This is a genomic window from Stutzerimonas stutzeri, assembly GCF_000952685.1.
Lineage (GTDB): Bacteria > Pseudomonadota > Gammaproteobacteria > Pseudomonadales > Pseudomonadaceae > Stutzerimonas > Stutzerimonas stutzeri_E.
In genome coordinates, this window is the sequence record NZ_JYHV01000029.1 from 1 (window position 1) to 18350 (window position 18350).

11 protein-coding genes are annotated in these 18350 nt (G+C 60.5%); 7 read left to right on the forward strand and 4 right to left on the reverse strand.

The features are described 5' to 3' along the window. Positions 1 to 426: 426 nt before the first annotated feature. Together UF78_RS14685 and UF78_RS14690 are read right to left on the reverse strand one after the other, a co-directional pair. Entirely contained in the window at positions 427 to 3180 is a 2754-nt protein-coding gene (locus tag UF78_RS14685; protein ID WP_196298679.1) for a response regulator, read from the reverse strand. 126 nt (positions 3181 to 3306) lie between these two features. After that, a complete protein-coding gene (locus UF78_RS14690) occupies positions 3307 to 3933 on the reverse strand; it encodes a trimeric intracellular cation channel family protein (RefSeq protein WP_045162963.1) in 627 nt (208 codons plus the stop codon). Between the two features lie 123 nt (positions 3934 to 4056). Here UF78_RS14690 and UF78_RS14695 point away from each other — a divergent pair, with 123 nt between their 5' ends. Continuing rightward, entirely contained in the window at positions 4057 to 4956 is a 900-nt protein-coding gene (locus UF78_RS14695; RefSeq protein ID WP_045162964.1) for an HTH-type transcriptional regulator ArgP, read from the forward strand. A gap of 56 nt (positions 4957 to 5012) precedes the next feature. Further along, on the forward strand, positions 5013 to 5726 hold the full coding sequence (locus UF78_RS14700; protein WP_045162965.1) for a 4'-phosphopantetheinyl transferase family protein: 714 nt from the start codon (positions 5013 to 5015) through the stop codon (positions 5724 to 5726). A 102-nt stretch (positions 5727 to 5828) separates the two neighbouring features. On the opposite strand, the gene UF78_RS14705 is transcribed toward UF78_RS14700, so the two are convergent. Both UF78_RS14705 and UF78_RS14710 read right to left on the reverse strand, forming a co-directional pair. After that, positions 5829 to 7451, reverse strand: coding sequence for an ATP-binding protein (locus UF78_RS14705; protein WP_045162966.1), 1623 nt, complete (start codon positions 7449 to 7451; stop codon positions 5829 to 5831). After that, positions 7448 to 8170: a winged helix-turn-helix domain-containing protein gene (locus UF78_RS14710; RefSeq protein WP_045162967.1), complete on the reverse strand. Its 723-nt coding sequence runs from the start codon at positions 8168 to 8170 to the stop codon at positions 7448 to 7450. The genes UF78_RS14705 and UF78_RS14710 overlap by 4 nt, the downstream gene beginning before the upstream one ends. Positions 8171 to 8906: 736 nt before the next feature. Here UF78_RS14710 and UF78_RS14715 point away from each other — a divergent pair. The 5 genes from UF78_RS14715 (at position 8907) to UF78_RS14735 (ending at position 18254) form a co-directional block, all read left to right on the forward strand. Then, positions 8907 to 11801 (forward strand): ribonucleoside-diphosphate reductase subunit alpha, encoded by a 2895-nt coding sequence (locus tag UF78_RS14715; protein ID WP_045162968.1) that lies wholly within the window; start codon positions 8907 to 8909, stop codon positions 11799 to 11801. 328 nt (positions 11802 to 12129) lie between these two features. Next, a complete protein-coding gene (locus UF78_RS14720) occupies positions 12130 to 13383 on the forward strand; it encodes a ribonucleotide-diphosphate reductase subunit beta (protein ID WP_045162969.1) in 1254 nt (417 codons plus the stop codon). Between the two features lie 308 nt (positions 13384 to 13691). Next, complete coding sequence (locus tag UF78_RS14725) at positions 13692 to 14822, forward strand: hypothetical protein (RefSeq protein WP_230623657.1); 1131 nt, start codon at positions 13692 to 13694, stop codon at positions 14820 to 14822. Between the two features lie 2 nt (positions 14823 to 14824). Continuing rightward, entirely contained in the window at positions 14825 to 17050 is a 2226-nt protein-coding gene (locus UF78_RS14730; RefSeq protein ID WP_045162971.1) for a Mov34/MPN/PAD-1 family protein, read from the forward strand. Next, complete coding sequence (locus tag UF78_RS14735) at positions 17037 to 18254, forward strand: patatin-like phospholipase family protein (RefSeq protein ID WP_052679330.1); 1218 nt, start codon at positions 17037 to 17039, stop codon at positions 18252 to 18254. Before UF78_RS14730 ends, UF78_RS14735 begins: the two co-directional genes overlap by 14 nt. Positions 18255 to 18350: the final 96 nt, after the last annotated feature.

The following is an 18350-nucleotide window of genomic DNA, read 5'->3' on the forward strand; positions in this document are numbered from 1 at the left end:
GGCCCGACCCCGGGCCGAATGATGTTGAGCACGCCTGATCACGCCGGCTCGGTGCGCGCGCCAGCCCATTCGCCGCGGGGCGCGGCTCCCACGAGAGCGGCGTCCTGCGTCACCTCTGTGGGAGGCCCGACCTCGGGCCGAATGATGTTGAGCACGCCTGATCAGATCACCCCAGGCCTCGAATTCGCGCCAAATGAATTCGCCGCGGGGGCGCGGCTCCCACAAGAGCGACGTCCTGCGTCACCTCTGTGGGAGGCCCGACCTCGGGCCGAATGATGTTGAGCACGCCTGACCGGATCACGCCAGACCCCGTGTTCGCGCCGAACCCATTCGCCGCGGGGGCGCGGCTCCCACAAGAGCGACGTCCTGCGTCACCTCGGTGGGAGGCCCGACCTCGGGCCGAATGAGGGGGTCGACGACGTCGCGCTAGACGACGCGAGCCTCTACTTCCAGGCGTTCGATGGCGCTGTCGAGCTCATCCAGCGCCTGCGCAGCGCTCGGATGGTTCTGCTTCAGCAGGGTTTCACTGCGCTCGCAGGCCGCCCGCAACTGCGGAACGCCGCAATAACGGGTGGCGCCGTGCAAACGGTGCACCCGATCGATCATCGCCTGCCGATCATTAGAAAGACGCGCCTCGCGAATCACCTGCCGATCGTCCTCCAACGATGCCAGCAGCATGCTCAGCATATCTGCCGCCAGATCGGCCTTGCCCGCCGCCAGGCGCAGCCCCTCTTCCGCGTCCAGCACCTTCAGGTTGTTTTCCGGTAGTAGCACTTCCACCGGCACGGCCAGGAAGCTGCGCGACAGCGGCAAGCCGGTCCACTTCAACACCACCTGGGCCAGTTGCCGCTCGCTGATCGGCTTGGTCAGGTAATCGTCCAACCCACTCTGCAACAGCGAGCGCTTTTCATTGGATAGCGCATGCGCGGTGAGCGCGATGATCGGCATCGGCGGTTGACCGCTATCCCCCTCCCAACGGCGAATCGCCTCGGTGGTTTGGCGTCCGTCCATGCCGGGCATCTGTACATCCATGAACACCATATCGAAGGACTTGTGCTTGACCGCCTCCAGTGCCTCCGGCCCACTGCTCACCGCTTCGACTTCGCCACCCATATCAATCAGCAGGGTTTCCAGCAGCAACAGGTTGGCCGGGTTGTCATCGACGCACAGGACGCGAGGCGGACGCGTATCGGGCAGCGCCAGGCTCTCGGGCAGCGTCTGTGGCGGGCGCAGCAGATCGAGCAGCACCCGCTGCAGCTTGCGGGAGCACGCCGGCTTGCTCTGTAGCTGGGTATGTGTGTGCGACTCGGGCAGGGCTTCGTGATACTGCGCCTGCTCGCTGGTCGGGCAAAGCACGATGCACTTGCAGCCTAGCGCTCCGAATTCCCACAGCCGCTGACAGAGCTGCTGCGGTGCGATTTCACGATGCGCCACGCCGAGCACGGCAATTTCGATCGGCGTCTCACTCGCCTGCGCCGCGGCCACCGCCTCCTGCAATTGGTCAAGCGTATCGAACGGCAACACTTCCAAGCCGCAGCTTTCCAGCTGATGTTGCAAGGCCTGACGCGCCAGCGGATGTCCCTCCAGCAAGCCGACCGTGCGCCCCAACAGCGCCGCCCGAGGCAGATCCTCGATATCATCGCGGGCTTTGGGCAGGCTCAGGCTGAGCCAGAATTCAGAGCCCTCATCCGGAATGCTGTCGACCCCGATCTCGCCGCCCATCTGTTCGATCAGGCGCTTGGAAATCACCAGCCCGAGCCCGGTACCGCCGGGCTGGCGTGACAACGAGTTATCCGCCTGACTGAAGGCCTGGAACAAGGCGCGCAGGTCCCGGTCGGTCAGGCCGATACCGGTGTCCTGCACGCTGATACGCAGTTGCGCGCGATCCGAGCGCTCGTCCTCGACCATGGCGCGGACCACCACGGTGCCTTCGTTGGTGAACTTGATGGCGTTGCTGACCAGGTTGGTCAGCACCTGCTTGAGCCGCAGCGGGTCGCCGACGAGCGACAGCGGCGTGTCGCGATAGACCAGGCTGACCAACTCCAGATGCTTCGAGTGCGCCGCCGGACCGAGAATGGTCAGGGTGTCCTCGATGAGGTCGCGCAAGTTGAACGGGATGCTGTCGAGTACCAGCTTGCCGGCCTCTATCTTGGAGAAGTCGAGGATCTCGTTGATGATTCCCAGCAGGCTGTCGGCGGATTTCTCGATGGTCGATAGATAGTCCTGCTGACGCGGCGTGAGATCGCTCTTCTGCAGCAGATGGGTGAAGCCGAGGATGCCATTGAGCGGGGTGCGGATCTCGTGGCTCATGTTGGCGAGGAATTCGGATTTGATCCGACTGGCTTCCAGCGCCTCCTTGCGTGCCAGGTCCAGTTCGATGTTCTGAATCTCGATGGTTTCGAGGTTCTGCTGCACGTCCTCGGTGGCCTGATCGATGCTCTGTTGCAGCTCCTCACGCGCACTGAGCAACGCCTCGGCCATCCGATTGATGCCCGCCGCGACCTCATCCATTTCGTGGCTGCCGAGCGGTGGCAGCCGGGTTTCCAGATAGCCGTCCTTGAGCTGCGCCACCGCTACCTTGACCTTGTGCAGCGGTTTGCTGATCGCGGTACTCATGCGCAACGCCAGCAGCGCGGTGATGATCAGCCCGGCGCCGATCAATAGCAGGCTGGTGAACAGGCTGCGATAACCGCGCAGCAACGTGCCCTGGTGCGACAGTTCCAGTTCCAGCCAGCCGATCTGACGGAGGTCGTCGTTGGGATTGTCCGTGGCGAGGTTCAGATGCTTGCCGAGCACAGGCAGGAGGATGCGTGTGGTGTCGACGCTGCTGACCTGGGTCAGGGCCTCAGGATCGCTCGGCGGCGAGGGGGTGATCATGTTCGGCCCGGCGTGGGCCTGCAGGTTGCGGTCGAGATCCAGGACGGACACCGCCCGCACGTCGGGCTGATCCAGCACCTGTTGGAGGATCCGCTCCAGACGCTTGCCATAGCCCTGAGCCATGGCAGGCGCCGCCAGAGGCGCCAGTTGCTCGGCAATCAGCTCGCCGCGCTCGTCGAGCTGGTGACGCATCTCCGCCAACTGCATCCATGTGAAGTACACGCCAAGCGCCACGGCCAGCGCCGTGCTGGGCAGCAATATCAGCACCAGCACGCGACTCTTTATTCCTAGGTCTTTAAGCACGGATCCATTCCCCTGGTTGCCAGGCCGCTAGTGTAGCGGCTCGCAGAAAGGGAATCTGCCTAGCTGATCCTTCTAGCGACGGGGAGCGAGCAACCAATGGATCAGCGCCGGGCAGTTTGCCGCTGCTCAGTCCAAGCCGCGGATATCGCGCCCCTGGAAGCCGGGAAGCTGCCACTCAAAGGTCATCGCCAGCACTCGGAACAGAAAGCCGGCACAAAGCGTGGCGAGCGAGGCGATGGTGTTGTCGACGCCCAGCCACAACAGCGCGACGTAGAGCACACCGGTGAACAGCGCCACCGTGGCATACAGCTCGCGCCGCAGCACCATCGGCACCCTGTTGCAGAGGATGTCGCGCAGCAGCCCGCCAAACACGCCGGTGATCACGCCGGCCAGCACGACGATCGAAAGGTGCGCGCCCACCTCCATCGCCACACCGCAGCCGATTACCGTGAACGCCACCAGGCCCAATCCGTCAACCAGCAGAAACACCTGCCGCAGGTGATGCATGTGCCGAGCCACCATGGCGGTAACGATGGCCGCACCGACGGTGAAACCGAGGTACTCGGGATTGGCAATCCAACTGATTGGATAGTGTCCCAGCAGCACATCGCGCGCGGTCCCGCCACCCAGCGCGGTGACCGTTCCCAGCATGCAGATGCCGAACAGATCCATTCCGCGGCGCATGCCCATGATGGCGCCGGACATGGCTTCGGCGGTAATCGCGATGAGATAGATGATGTGCAACAAGGTCACGGCTCGACTCCAAAGGGTGCGGAACGCTGAAAGGCGCGCAATTATGGGGCACACTCCGGTTAGATCGGCGTAGCTAAGTAAATTTAGGCTATACGAATATTTTCTTAATCAGAGGGCCAGCGCGTGAATCTCGATCCCAAGCAGACCGAAGCCTTTCGCGCCGTCATCAAGACCGGCAGCTTCGAACAGGCAGCGCTGCGCCTGCACCTGACGCCGCCGGCGATTTCGCAACGTGTACGCGCCCTGGAAAGCGCGCTGGGTAACGCACTGGTGGTGCGCAGCCGGCCCTGCCGCCCTACCGAAATCGGTCAGAGGCTGATGCAGTACCTCAAGCGCGCCTCGCTGCTCGAAGCCGACCTGATGGCGGACCTGGCCGAACGCAGCGATGCCCCCTTGGTGGTGGTCGCCGCACTCAACGCCGATAGCCTTGGCACCTGGTTCTTCCCGGCGCTAGCCAAGGTACTGATTCGCGAGCGGGTGCTCTTGGACCTGACCATCGAAGACCAGGATCACACCTACAACCTGCTGGAAACCGGCCTGGCGATCGGCTGCATCAGCACCGAACCCAAACCGATGCGCGGCTGCACGGCAAGCCCGCTGGGCAGCATGCGCTATCGCCTGGTGGCGTCCGCTACATTCCGCCAGCAATACTTCGCCCATGGCCTGACCCGCCATGCCGCGCGCAAGGCGCCGGTGGTGGCGTACACGAGCAAGGACCGACTCACTTCCTCCTTCCTGCTGCGCCAGCTGGGGCTTCCCGAAGGCGCCTATCCCAGCCACTACGTACCCGGCGCCGAGCCACGCTTCCATGCGATCCGCTGCGGGCTGGGCTATGGCATGGTGCCGGAACTGCTGTTGCACGATGCACTGGCGCAAGGTGCGGTAGTCGACCTGGCTGCGGATACGCCGTTGGATATTTCGCTGTACTGGCACACCTGGAAGGTGCAATCGCCGCGGATGGAAAACCTCTCGCGGCAGATCATCGAGGCCGCGCCCAGGATCCTTGCGCGACCCACCGAATAGCCCGCCAAGCGCATCGGGCCTGCGTTCACAGCATCGGTTGAGGCACACTAGCGGCCATGAATCGACCTCCCCAACATCCCGCTTGCTGCTCGCCGTTGCAGGATCACTGGCCGCTGCCACGCGCCCTTCCCGGCGTGCGGTTGCTCAGTACCCGCTTCGATCCCGACCGGCTCGACCCCGAAGACTTCCAGCGCTGGGGCCTTCCCGCCATGCGCGCGGTGAGCAAGCGCCAGACCGAATTTCTCGCCGGTCGCATCTGTGCCCACGAGGCCTTGCGCAGAGTCACCGGCGTGGCGGCGATTCCCGAGATTGCACAGGACCGCTCGCCCATCTGGCCGACCGACGTGGTCGGTTCCATCACCCATGGCGCCGGCTGGGCCGCGGTGGTCGCGGCACGAAGCGATCAGTGGCGCGGCCTGGGCCTCGATGTGGAAAAATTGCTGCCAACAGCACGCGCTGACCGCCTGGCGGAAGAAATCCTCACCCCGCTGGAACTGGAAGCCTGCACCGGGCTCGACGATGCACAGCGAGCCTTGCGAGTGACCCTGACCTTCTCGATCAAGGAGAGCCTGTTCAAGGCGCTCTACCCACTGGTGAAGACGCGCTTCTACTTCCACGAAGCCGAACTGATCCATCAGGGCACCGATGGGCATGCTCGCTTGCGCCTGCTCAACGATCTGTCTGAAGAATGGAAGACCGGCACCGAGCTGGAGGGCCAGTTCGCGCAGTTCGAGAATTACCTGCTCAGTCTGGTCAGCATTCCGGTCTGACCGCTTTCGAGCAAGGCAATGATGGCGCTTGCGGCTCGATGAAATTGATCCACGTAGGATGGGTGCAATTCATCGCTGCAAACGCCAGATCTAAGCCTGGGTCTATGACCGCGCCGGGCGCCGTGAATCCGTCTGTTTCCGTGGCCACACCAGGCTGAAGCGCGCACCACCCAGCTCACTGTGGGCGATCTGCGAGCGGCCGCCGTGCCAGTAGGAAATCCGCCTTACGATGGACAACCCCAGGCCATGTCCGCCGGAGGCGCGCGTGCGGCTGTCGTCCAGGCGCAGGAACGGCGCGAACACCTTTTCCCACGCCTCTTCCGGCACGCCCGGTCCATCATCGTCGACCATCAGCTGCGCCCGCTCGGCATCGAGCACGAAACTCACCTGGACCCGTGTTTCGGCATGACGCATGGCGTTGGTGATCAGGTTGCTCAAGGCGCGGCGCAGGTAGTGCGGTTCGGCCTCGACGACGCTGCTGCCATCATCGGCCGGCACGCAGGGCCCACGCTCGACCCGAACATCCGCGCGCAACGGTGCCAGCTCACCGATCACTTGATCGACCAAGGCCTCGAGGTCGACCGCTTTGAAGGTGAGCTCCGGCGAACCGCGCTCCAGACGCGTATACACCAGCATTTCGTCCACCAGCCGGTCGAGGTCATCGATGTCGCCGTCCATGCCTTCCAGGTACTTGGTCCGCGCCTCTGGCGTCTGGGCCGAGCCGGCCATTTCCAGCCCGAAGCGCAGACGCGCGACCGGCGTGCGCAGCTCATGGGCCACTGCGCTGACCATCTCCCGCTGCACCGCCAGCAAGCGCTGCAGATGGCTGGCCATGCCGTTGAACGCCTTCGCCAGTCGTCCGACCGAATCGGTGCCGGCGTCCGGCACGCGGGCCTCCAGATGGCCACTGGCAATGCGCGTGGCGGCGCTTTCCACCTCGCGCAGACGCTGTTCCAGATGACGCACCAACAGATAGACCGTTAACCCGATCAATGACAGGCCAAGCACGCCGATCAATACCAGCAGCTCGGGCGGATAGGGATTCATCTGATGCAACGGCCCCAGCGCCATGATCCAGGACGTCCCGGCGATCGCTGCGAACACCTGGATGGCCTCGCCACCACCGACCAGCGCCATCACCGTGTCACCCTCATCGAGCCGGCGGCGCTGATCGTCATCGAGGCTGGCACTGTCGCGGGTGAGCAGTTCCAGATCATAACCAAAGCCGCGCGCCTGCTTGAGCTCGGCCAGACGCCGAGGTTGCTCGGCTTCGGGATAGCGAATCAGCTCGTCGATCAGCAGGTAGATGGTGGCGCGCGCCAACTGCTCGCTGAGCTGCTCCACCTCACCGGTCAGGGCCAGATGATCCTCGGCGCTGACCAGGGAAAAGATCGTCACGCTGTTCGGCCGCATCTGCTCGACCAGCACCTGCCCGTTCAGCAGCCGCGCTTCCAGGCGACTCTCCAGACGGATGTCTTCCAGCGTACGCACGCGCAGCGGAATTCCCAGCAAGCGCCCCCAGAGATTGGCCGCCTGGCGCCGCTCGATGGGCGTCATGTTGCTCATGTTGTGCGCCATCAGGCGAAAGGTGCCGCTGGCGAGCGCCTCGCGATGCTTATCGGCGCGCACCTCGTTGAGCAGATGCAGGCCGCCGGCGCCCAGCAGTCCGACCAGCACCAGGACGGCGAGCATGCCGCCGTAGATGCGCAGGAAGATGGAGTTCACTGCAGCGCTTCAGCCGCTTCGGAAACGAACAGGTAGCCCTTGCCGCGCACTGTCTTGATCAAGCGGGGATGATCGGGATCATCACCGATCTTGGGGCGGATTCGCGAAATGCGAACGTCGATCGAGCGATCCTGGCCGTCGTATTCGATGCCGCGCAGCTCGGCGAAGATCTGCTCGCGGGACATGATCCGCCCGGGGTTGGAACTGAGCAGCCACAACAGGTCGAACTCTGCCCCGGTCAGCTCGATCCCCTCGCCTCGCAGCCAGGCCTCGCGCAGCGCGCTGTCGACCACCAGCGGGCCGTACTGGATACGCTTGGTACCGCTGGCAGGCGTGGCATCGGTACCCTCGCGCCGGCGCAGCAATGCTCGGATACGCGCCAGCAACAGCCGCGGGCGCACCGGTTTGCAAACGTAATCATCAGCGCCGATCTCGAGTCCCAGCACCTGATCGAGGTCGTCGGCACGGGCCGTCAGCATCAGAATCGGGCCGTCGTAGCGATCACGCACCTTACGGCAGATCGACAGCCCGTCTTCACCTGGCAACATCAGGTCGAGCACCACCAGATCGGGCCGCTCGGCGATGATGCGTTCGGCCGCCAGAGCGCCGTTCGCTTCGATCGACACCTGCATGCCATTACTTTCCAGATACTCACGGGTCAGCTCTGCCAACCGCTGGTCATCTTCGACGATGAGAATTCGCCAAGCTTCCTGATCCATTCGCGCCTCCGCACAGCATCGCCACGCCCAACGAGGGGGCGCGCCATTGTACTCAAGCCCGGCCATCAGACGAGCCTCATGAAAGGGCTTGCAATAAACACAACATATAGTGTTAGCCGCTTTGTCGAGAGCAGCCCGCAAGGCCTTGAAAACTCTTGGTAGTTCGTCGGATGCGGCGCAAGCCTTTGCCCGTGCGGGCTGGCCGCGTGCCAGCGCTTTTCACCCACAAACCACCCACATGTTATCCACAGGTTGTTCCTCTTGAACGCCTTGCGTTGCCCCAAAACCGGCACTATCGTGTCGTCGTTGGACTCCAGAACCCTACATATGGGGTTAAAAGCGCCGCACAGACACAAACGCCGAAAAAAGCAAGCAAAATAATTCGCTCTGATTTTTGACCGGTTCGCGCCCGCGCCGAGCGCAATGGATCGATGCCGCAGGCCGCGCGCCTGCGGAGCCCAACGTTGATTTCGCTCAAGACCAGCAGTAGCGCACGCGCCAAGTGCATCACACTACATGTTGTGTTTTGAGGTTGTGAACTTCACAACGCCTGACTATGCTTCGGGACATTCGATTCGCCACCTCCAGTGCTGGATCGTTACCCCTTATCGAGACACCCATGCGCCGGTTCGCCGGGGCATGGTTCATGCAAGAAACAAGCAGTACCCGACAGGGCCGCCCATGAAGCCGGCCTGCCACCAAACGTGCACCGAGACAGAGAGAATCCGGAGACCCCATGCAGAACGAGTCCATTCGCGAGAACCCGCAGGCAGCCGACAGCACGCTGGACCTGGCCGCTACTGCGCCGGGCCAGCTGCGCGTGATCAAGCGCAACGGTACAGTCGTCCCCTACACCGATGACAAGATCACCGTCGCCATCACCAAGGCGTTTCTCGCAGTGGAAGGCAACAATGCCTCCGCCTCGTCGCGCATCCACGACACCGTCGCGCGCCTGACCGAACAGGTCACCGCCACCTTCAAGCGCCGCATGCCTTCGGGCGGCACCATCCACATCGAAGAAATCCAAGACCAGGTCGAACTGGCCCTGATGCGTTCCGGTGAGCAGAAAGTCGCGCGCGACTACGTCATCTACCGCGAGTCCCGCACCCAGGAGCGCAAGCGTGGCGCGGTCGACGCGCCGGTTGACGCCCACCCGAGCATCCGCATCAAGCGCGCCGACGGCAGCCTGTCGCCGTTGGACCTGGGCCGCCTGAACACCATCATCACCGAAGCCTGCGAAGGCCTCGCAGAAGTCGATGGCGCGCTGATCCAGAAAGAAACCCTGAAAAACCTGTACGACGGCGTCGAGCAGACCGACGTCAACACCGCCCTGGTGATGACCGCCCGCACCCTGGTCGAGCGTGAGCCGAACTACTCCTACGTCACTGCCCGCCTGTTGATGGACACCCTGCGCGCCGAAGCCCTGAGCTTCCTGGAAGTCGCCGAGGCCGCCACCCATCACGAAATGGCCGACCTCTACGCCAAGGCGCTGCCGGCTTACGTGGAAAAGGGTGTGGAATTCGAGCTGCTCGACCCGCGCCTGAAGGAATACGACCTGGCCAAGCTGGGCGCCGCGATCAACCACGAGCAGGACCAGCAGTTCACCTACCTCGGCCTGCAGACCCTCTACGACCGCTACTTCATCCATAAGGATGGCGTGCGTTTCGAGCTGCCGCAGATCTTCTTCATGCGCGTCGCCATGGGCCTGGCCATCGAGGAAGAACAGCGCGAAGCCCGCGCCATCGAGTTCTACAACTTGCTGTCGTCCTTCGACTACATGGCCTCCACGCCGACCCTGTTCAACGCCGGCACCCTGCGTCCGCAGCTGTCTTCGTGCTACCTGACCACCGTGCCGGACGACCTGGGCGGTATCTACGACGCCATCCGCGATAACGCCCTGCTCTCCAAGTTCGCAGGCGGCCTGGGCAACGACTGGACCCCGGTGCGTGCACTGGGCGCCTACATCAAGGGCACCAACGGCAAATCCCAGGGCGTCGTGCCCTTCCTCAAAGTGGTCAACGACACCGCCGTCGCGGTCAACCAGGGCGGCAAGCGCAAGGGCGCGGTCTGCGCCTACCTGGAAACCTGGCACCTCGACATCGAGGAATTCCTCGAGCTGCGCAAGAACACCGGTGACGACCGTCGCCGTACCCACGACATGAACACCGCCAACTGGATTCCGGACCTGTTCATGAAGCGCGTCTTCGACGACGGCAAGTGGACCCTGTTCTCGCCGAGCGAAGTGCCCGACCTGCACGACCTCACCGGCAAGGCCTTCGAGGAGCGCTACGAGTACTACGAAGCCCTGATCGAATACGGCAAGATCAAGAACTACAAGACCCTGCAGGCCAAAGACCTGTGGCGCAAGATGCTTTCCATGCTGTTCGAAACCGGCCACCCATGGCTGACCTTCAAGGACCCGTGCAACCTGCGCAGCCCGCAGCAGCACGTCGGCGTGGTGCACAGCTCCAACCTCTGCACCGAGATTACGCTCAACACCAACAAGGACGAAATCGCCGTCTGCAACCTGGGCTCGGTCAACCTGCCGAACCACATCGTCGACGGCAAGCTGGACACCGCCAAGCTGGAGCGCACCGTGCGCACCGCCGTGCGGATGCTCGATAACGTCATCGACATCAACTACTACTCGGTGCCGCAGGCGCGTAACTCCAACTTCAAGCACCGCCCGGTGGGCCTGGGCATCATGGGCTTCCAGGACGCGCTGTACCTGCAGCACATCCCCTACGGCTCCGATGCCGCCATCGACTTCGCCGACAAGTCCATGGAAGCGGTCAGCTACTACGCCATCCAGGCCTCCTGTGACCTGGCCGACGAGCGTGGCGCCTACGAAACCTTCCAGGGTTCGCTGTGGAGCCAGGGCATCCTGCCGCTGGACTCGCAGCAGATCCTCATCGAAGCGCGTGGCCAGAAGTACATCGACGTCGACCTGACCGAGTCCCTGGACTGGGCTCCGGTGCGTGCCCGCGTCAAGAACGGCATCCGTAACTCGAACATCATGGCCATCGCACCGACCGCGACCATCGCCAACATAACCGGCGTGTCGCAGTCCATCGAGCCGACCTACCAGAACCTCTACGTGAAATCGAACCTCTCGGGCGAATTCACCGTGATCAACCCCTACCTGGTTCGCGACCTCAAGGCGCGCGGTCTGTGGGACGCGGTCATGATCAACGACCTCAAGTACTACGACGGTTCCGTGCAACAGATCGAGCGCATCCCGCAGGAGTTGAAAGACCTCTACGCGACAGCCTTCGAAGTGGAAACCAAGTGGATCGTCGACGCCGCCAGCCGCCGCCAGAAGTGGATCGACCAGGCTCAGTCGCTGAACCTCTACATCGCCGGCGCCAGCGGCAAGAAGCTGGACGTGACCTACCGCATGGCCTGGTACCGTGGCCTGAAAACCACCTACTACCTCCGTGCCCTGGCCGCGACCAGCACCGAGAAGTCCACCGTCAACACCGGCAAGCTCAACGCCGTGTCCAGCGGTGGCAACGGCAGCGCCAGCACTGCTCCGGTGAAAGCTGCGCCAGCTCCAGAAATGGCCGCAGGCCCAGCACCGGTGCCGAAGGCCTGTGCCATTGATGAGCCAGACTGCGAAGCCTGCCAATAAGGAGCCTGGCTGACGCACGAATCTGAGCGGACCGCGCGTTGTTGTCCGCCAAGCCGGCCCTCATCACGTACAGCTGTAAGCTCAGGGGCTCCGACTTGGCAGACGCCTAGCGCTGCCTCGCTCAGCTTCGCGCTCACACAGAGCTGCGCTGATAAGCGCTACTCCGGGGCAACGTAACTCGTAGGGTGGATGCCGCCTTTTGCATCCACCGATGGGCACCACTCCGCTGCCCACAGACACAACACATTCCGCGCTTTTGCGTGCACAACCAAAAGCCACCCAATATTTTCGACCGGCCATGACCGGTCCCCAATCAGGAGAAACCGCCATGCTGAGCTGGGACGAATTCGACGAAGAAGAAACCACCACCGCCACCGCGCAGGCCGCCCCGCAAGCCGCTGCCGCAAAGACTGAATCTCCCGCCAAGCTCGACCAGGACGCTGCCGGCTCCGTCGAAGAAGCCCGTGCCGTCGCCTCTGACGACTCCGCTGCCGTCGCCCGCGCCAAGAAAGCCCTGGACGACCTCGACATCCAGGAAGGCCTCGACGAACTGGAAGGCGAATCCGCACGCGTTCACGTCGGCGACAAGCAGATGATCAACGCCCGCGCCGACCTCAACCAGCTCGTCCCCTTCAAGTACGACTGGGCCTGGCAGAAGTATCTGGATGGTTGCGCCAACCACTGGATGCCGCAGGAAGTGAACATGAACGCCGACATCGCCCTGTGGAAGAGCCCGGACGGCCTCTCCGAGGACGAGCGCCGCATCGTCAAGCGCAACCTCGGCTTCTTCTCCACCGCCGACAGCCTGGTCGCCAACAACCTCGTGCTGGCCGTGTACCGCCTGATCACCAACCCCGAGTGCCGCCAGTACATCCTGCGCCAGGCCTTCGAAGAGGCGATCCACACCCACGCCTATCAGTACTGCATCGAATCGCTGGGCATGGATGAAGGCGAGATCTTCAACATGTACCACGAGATCCCGAGCGTCGCGAAGAAAGCCTCCTGGGGTCTCAAGTACACCCGCTCCATCTCCGACCCGACCTTCCAGACCGGCACCGTCGAGACGGATAAAGAATTCCTGCGCAACCTCATCGCCTATTACTGCGTACTGGAAGGCATCTTCTTCTACTGCGGCTTCACCCAGATCCTCTCTATGGGCCGCCGCAACAAGATGACCGGCACCGCCGAGCAGTTCCAGTACATCCTGCGCGACGAGTCCATGCACCTGAACTTCGGCATCGATGTGATCAATCAGATCAAGATCGAAAACCCACACCTGTGGGACGCCGCCATGAAGGACGAAGCGACCCAGATGATCCTCCAGGGCACCCAACTGGAAATCGAATACGCACGCGACACCATGCCCCGCGGCGTCCTCGGCATGAACGCCTCGATGATGGAGGACTACCTCAAATTCATCGCCAACCGCCGCCTGACGCAGATTGGCCTGAAGGAAGAGTACCCAGGCACCACCAACCCGTTCCCGTGGATGAGCGAGATCATGGACTTGAAGAAGGAGAAGAACTTCTTCGAGACGCGGGTTATTGAGTATCAGACCGGTGGGGCTTTGAGCTGGGATTGATAGCTAGCCGCGCTCAAAATCATTAAACCGTGAAACTTTTTCATTTACGGCGAAATGAAAGCACCAAAACAGCGCAAAAAATTGAAAGCCCAAGCGAAAGCAAGGGCTTTTTATTTTGACCGGCGGTGGCTAACTCAATGAAGCCTCTGTGCTAGCTCACGACGACCGAGTCATTTTCCAGCGTCCACAACCGCATACTACAAGGCGGACCAGCGGTAGACCTTCGCACATATAGTTCCTTAACCAAAAAAAGACGCTACATGTAGTAATTTAGCTTTACCGCAATATACTGGCCAGGTGCCACTCGAATGACCATTCATCCTAAGGGAAATAGTATGCATATTGTTCGGTTTTTCCCCATCGGCAACGCCGATACTTGCTTGATCGAGCTTGCCAATGGCCGTCGAATCCTTTTCGACTTTGCCGACATGCACAACCCGGATGATCCTGACGACAAGCGCTGCAATTTGGAGAAAGAGCTGCGTGAAATCCTTGGGGACGACAAGGTCATCGATGTAGTGGCATTCACCCACCTAGATAAAGACCACTGTAATCGGGCGAAAGAGGTCTTTTATCTGGAGCACGCTGAAACGTACCAAGACGACGACCGCATCAAGATCAAAACATTATGGGTGCCCGCCCACGCAGTTCTTGAGAAAGGATTGACGGGCCAGGCACGTACCCTTCGTGCAGAGGCGCGCCATCGTTTCCTCAACGGGGAGGGAGTTCGCGTGTTCTCGCGACCGGAGGAACTGGACGATTTTTTGACTGAGCGTAATATCGAGCCGGCCAAGCGTCGCAACCTGATCAGCGATGCAGGCACCTTGTGCCCAGAGTTCAACCGTGAGCACGATGGCGTGGAGTTCTTCGTTCATTCTCCCTTCGGTAAGCGCGACGAAGAAGACATCGTACGGGTACGCAACAACGATGCCCTATTCATGCAAGCGACCTTTGAAATCGAGGGCCAGCAGACCAAGATGATCTTGTCAGCTGATGTCACGCACGGCGTCATTGACGATATCGTGGAAGTCACTCGATATCACGGTCGAGAATCTCGGCTGGAGTGGGACATCAACAACATCCCTCACCACTGTAGCTACACCGCTTTGTCTGACGAAAAGGGTGATGAAAAGACTGAACCGACTGACGCATCAAAGTGGCTGTATGAAGAGGCCGGACAGCCTAGCGGACTATTGGTATCCACCAGCAAGCCCATCCCCAGTGATGATGAGGATAAGCAACCGCCTCATCGTCAGGCTGCTGCATATTATAAAGGCGTGGCTCGCAAGCTCGGGGGGGAATGGGTAGTCTCGATGGAGCACCCCACGAAAACCAAGCCAGAACCCCTAGTCATCGAGATCAAGAGTACCGGCTATAAAATCCGGAAAAAAACTCCGAACATCATCATCTCGACCCCCGCACCGCGCGCAGGGGTTTGACCATGAGCCGGAGGTACGAAGCGCCTCGTTCCCGGCTTGCACGTTCGGTTGTGCAATACCTGAGTGAAACTCCAACTCACCCTTATGCGGTTCTGAATAGCGTCAGCCAGAACGGCACATACGATGTGCTGGACATCGAGCTTGAGCTTGAGCTGGATCAGCGCCGGCAAGTGCCTATCTGCTTCAAGGAGCCTATCCAGATTGTCTTCATGGCCAACGATGATTCGTGGGCGCCCCGAGTGCTTTCAACCCGTGAAGATTTTCCCGTAGGGATGGTACATACCAATCTGGATCGAGATGTGGACGGTGGTTTGTGCCTGTGTATTTGGGAAGAGGGATGGTCTGACCTCGCGCCGACTCTTACAGGCCAGACCCTCATTGAACGCATCAGAGCATGGTTCGCTTCGATGGCTGCGGGAACCATTCACGATGCGGATCAGTTCCTGGAGCCGCTGATACACACCGGCTCGAACACGCTCGTCATTCCGTCTGGAGAGATGCGGGGACCTTGGTATATCAACATGGCCTTCAAGCATGGAGGGTTTACGACGCTGAGCGTGTCCAGAGACAAGCCTGCTGAAACTGTTGAAGGTAACGATTTCGCAATTTTTACACCGTGCTTACCTGGACAGATTCACCGAGGACTTGCCAGGACTCCATACGATTTGGGCGCGTTGCAGCGCTTATGTCTAGATATGGGTTTCGACCTTGCTGATGCCCTTGCTAAGTGGCTCCTTGAGGGCGATCAGTTAGAAAAGGCAGCCAGCCGCCTCCCTATTATCATCCTTACCGTCCCGAAACGAAGGACCGTCGACGGTGCGGACGAGCAGTCGGAAGTCTGGTGCTATACCCTTGGCGAGACAGTCGCTGAGCTCGGTGAACATCTGGGAGTCACGATCACGGAAGCAGGCCTGACGACATCTAGGCTCTTTGGTGATATCAGCAAAGCCGACCTCTCGCCTATTAGGATGGATCCTTGGCGGGTCGTCCAACGGTTGGATCGGTCAACTGCCCGGCGCTTTTCCGGCACACCTCGTGCGCAGGACACACCGCTACTAGCAATCGGCGCAGGTGCTATCGGATCGAATGTTGCCATGATTGCAACACGCTCTGGACTCGGTCCTTGGGTTGTGGTGGACGGGGATCTGACACTGCCGCACAACACTGTCCGCCAGGTGCAGAGAAACTCCGCTGTAGGGTTGCCTAAGGCACCAGTTTTACAGCACGAACTGGACAGCGTTTTAGCGGAAGGCGGAAATGCTTCGATCTCGTTGAATGTTTTCACGCCTGGCGATTTTGCCCCTGCGCTGGATTCCGCGCTGCGCACCTCTGAAGTAGCCGTCGATTTCAGTGCATCTCCTGCGGTGTTGGGGTGGCTGTCAGATCAACCAGTAAATCGTGCTGTTAGCGCTTTTTTCGGCCCCGATGGCTCCGACCTGGTTGTTCTCTCAGAAGGCTCAACTAGAGAAACTAAAATCGATGAGATCGAAGCTCAGTATTTTTGGGCTGTAGCGACTGAAGAACGGCTGAAGAATCACCTGGCAGCGGCGCGCATGGATCGGATTCGTTATGCAAACGCCTGCCAAGACCTTTCGCGACCACTGCCTCCGTGGCAAATCCAGACGCTCTGCGGCCTAGCTTGTGGACGCTTGGCACAGTTAATTGACGAATCGGATGCAAGCTTCCGGGTCTGGAGACTGGAAAAAAACTCAGGCGCTGTCGACTCAATTTGCGTACCTGTGCACCCCGTCTGCCGATTCCAAACCGGCGAAATGCGTGTGACAACTTCCGGCGAGGTGGTGCAGACGATGCGGGAACATCGGCGCCAATCAGGCGGAAATGAAACTGGCGGGGTTCTTCTGGGTACTTATGATCTCGTGCGCAATGTGGTGCACATCGTAGCGGCGTTGCCTGCCCCACCTGACAGTAAGCAGGCACCAACATTCTTCATCCGTGGAATCAAAGATCTCAAACCACGCATTGAACGGTTGGCTGAAGCCTCAGCTGGACGGTTGCACTACATAGGTGAGTGGCACAGCCACCCTGGCGGCGTGCCGGCACGGCCGAGTGCTGATGACGAGCAGGTTTACGCTCATTTGAAAACTCATATGGAGCCCGCCGGATCACCATTTGTGATGGCCATCTGTGGGGAACGGGATACCTGGCTTCGAGCTGGATGGCAGGAGCGTGGGATATTGGAAGGAGTGATTGCCCATGGACATGAATGAGACTTTGCTGGTCACGACTAACGACAGCTGCGACAGCATTGCGCTGGCTCTGTCCGGTGGAGGGGCTAGGGCAATGGCGTTCCATTTGGGCTGTCTGCGAGCATTGCATGATTTGGAAATCCTTCAGCAAGTTTCCACGATCACCGCAGTGTCAGGTGGTAGCGTCCTAGCTGGGCTTTATTGCAGCCATCCTGGAAGTTTCGAGTCATTTGAAGCGAAGGTGCGAGATGTCTTGAGGCAAGGGTTTGTCATGCCTGCGCTGAAGAGGGCCGTGACATCCGCCGATGGCCTAAAGGCGGTGGGCTATGCCACAGCGCTTATAATCGAGAGAACGGTTGCGATATTTGCCCGTCTTGGTTTGAAGCTGCTACGAAGGGCCAAGCCGGGTGAGCAATGGCCAAACTCCGCGCCGTTCCTGCGTAAAGCCAGCCGAACCACAATCTTGAGAAATACCTTCAGCAAGATGCTTAATGGCTGCATGCTGAAAGACCTTCGGGAAGATCGTCCGGTTCTGATTGTCATCGCATGCGAGTTACGAGCAAAGGCGGCGTTTTACTTCACGAAGGAGCATCTCCACTGCTGGCGCTACGGCTCAGCGAGCGTAGATGGAGTAGAGCTGGCAGATGCTATTGTTGCCTCGGCGGCATATCCGGCAGCTTTGCCGGCCCTTGATCAGCGCTTGATCTTCAACAAAAACGGCATAGAAGCGGTTCACCGCATTACGCTGACCGATGGTGGCGTATACGATAACCTTGGACTAGCTCCGTTATGGCCTGACCGAGATTTTTCCGAAAGCATGCCCGTAGGTCGTCATGACTGGATCATTGCATGTAGGGCTGGATACGGGCTGGATGTGACCGAGCCAGCTTCCGTTTGGATGTCGAGAATGCAAGCTGCGTTTGAAAGCGTTTTTGCAAGGGCTCAGAATCTTGCTACGAAACGCCTTTTTGATCTCAAGGAGGCAGGTAAGCTGAAAGGTTTTCTGTTGCCGTATCTGGGGCAGAAAGACAGCAGTCTGAAATTCACCACCCCTGATATGGTAAGTGCCGAGATTACAGCTGGATACCCTACCGATTTCGGTGCTATGGATGAGGCGTGGATTGAGCGGCTAGTGAAGCGCGGCGAACAAATTGTCCATGCTCAGGTAAAAGAACACGGGCTGCCGAAGTTTCCGCAACAAAACCCAGAGACTGAAAAGACCTAGCCTCCGCTCTTGAGATTGCTTGGGGCGCCCCCCTGCCAACTCAATGGGGTGCCCTACCGTGTCACAGAAATAAATCTCCCAACCAATCTCAGCCGC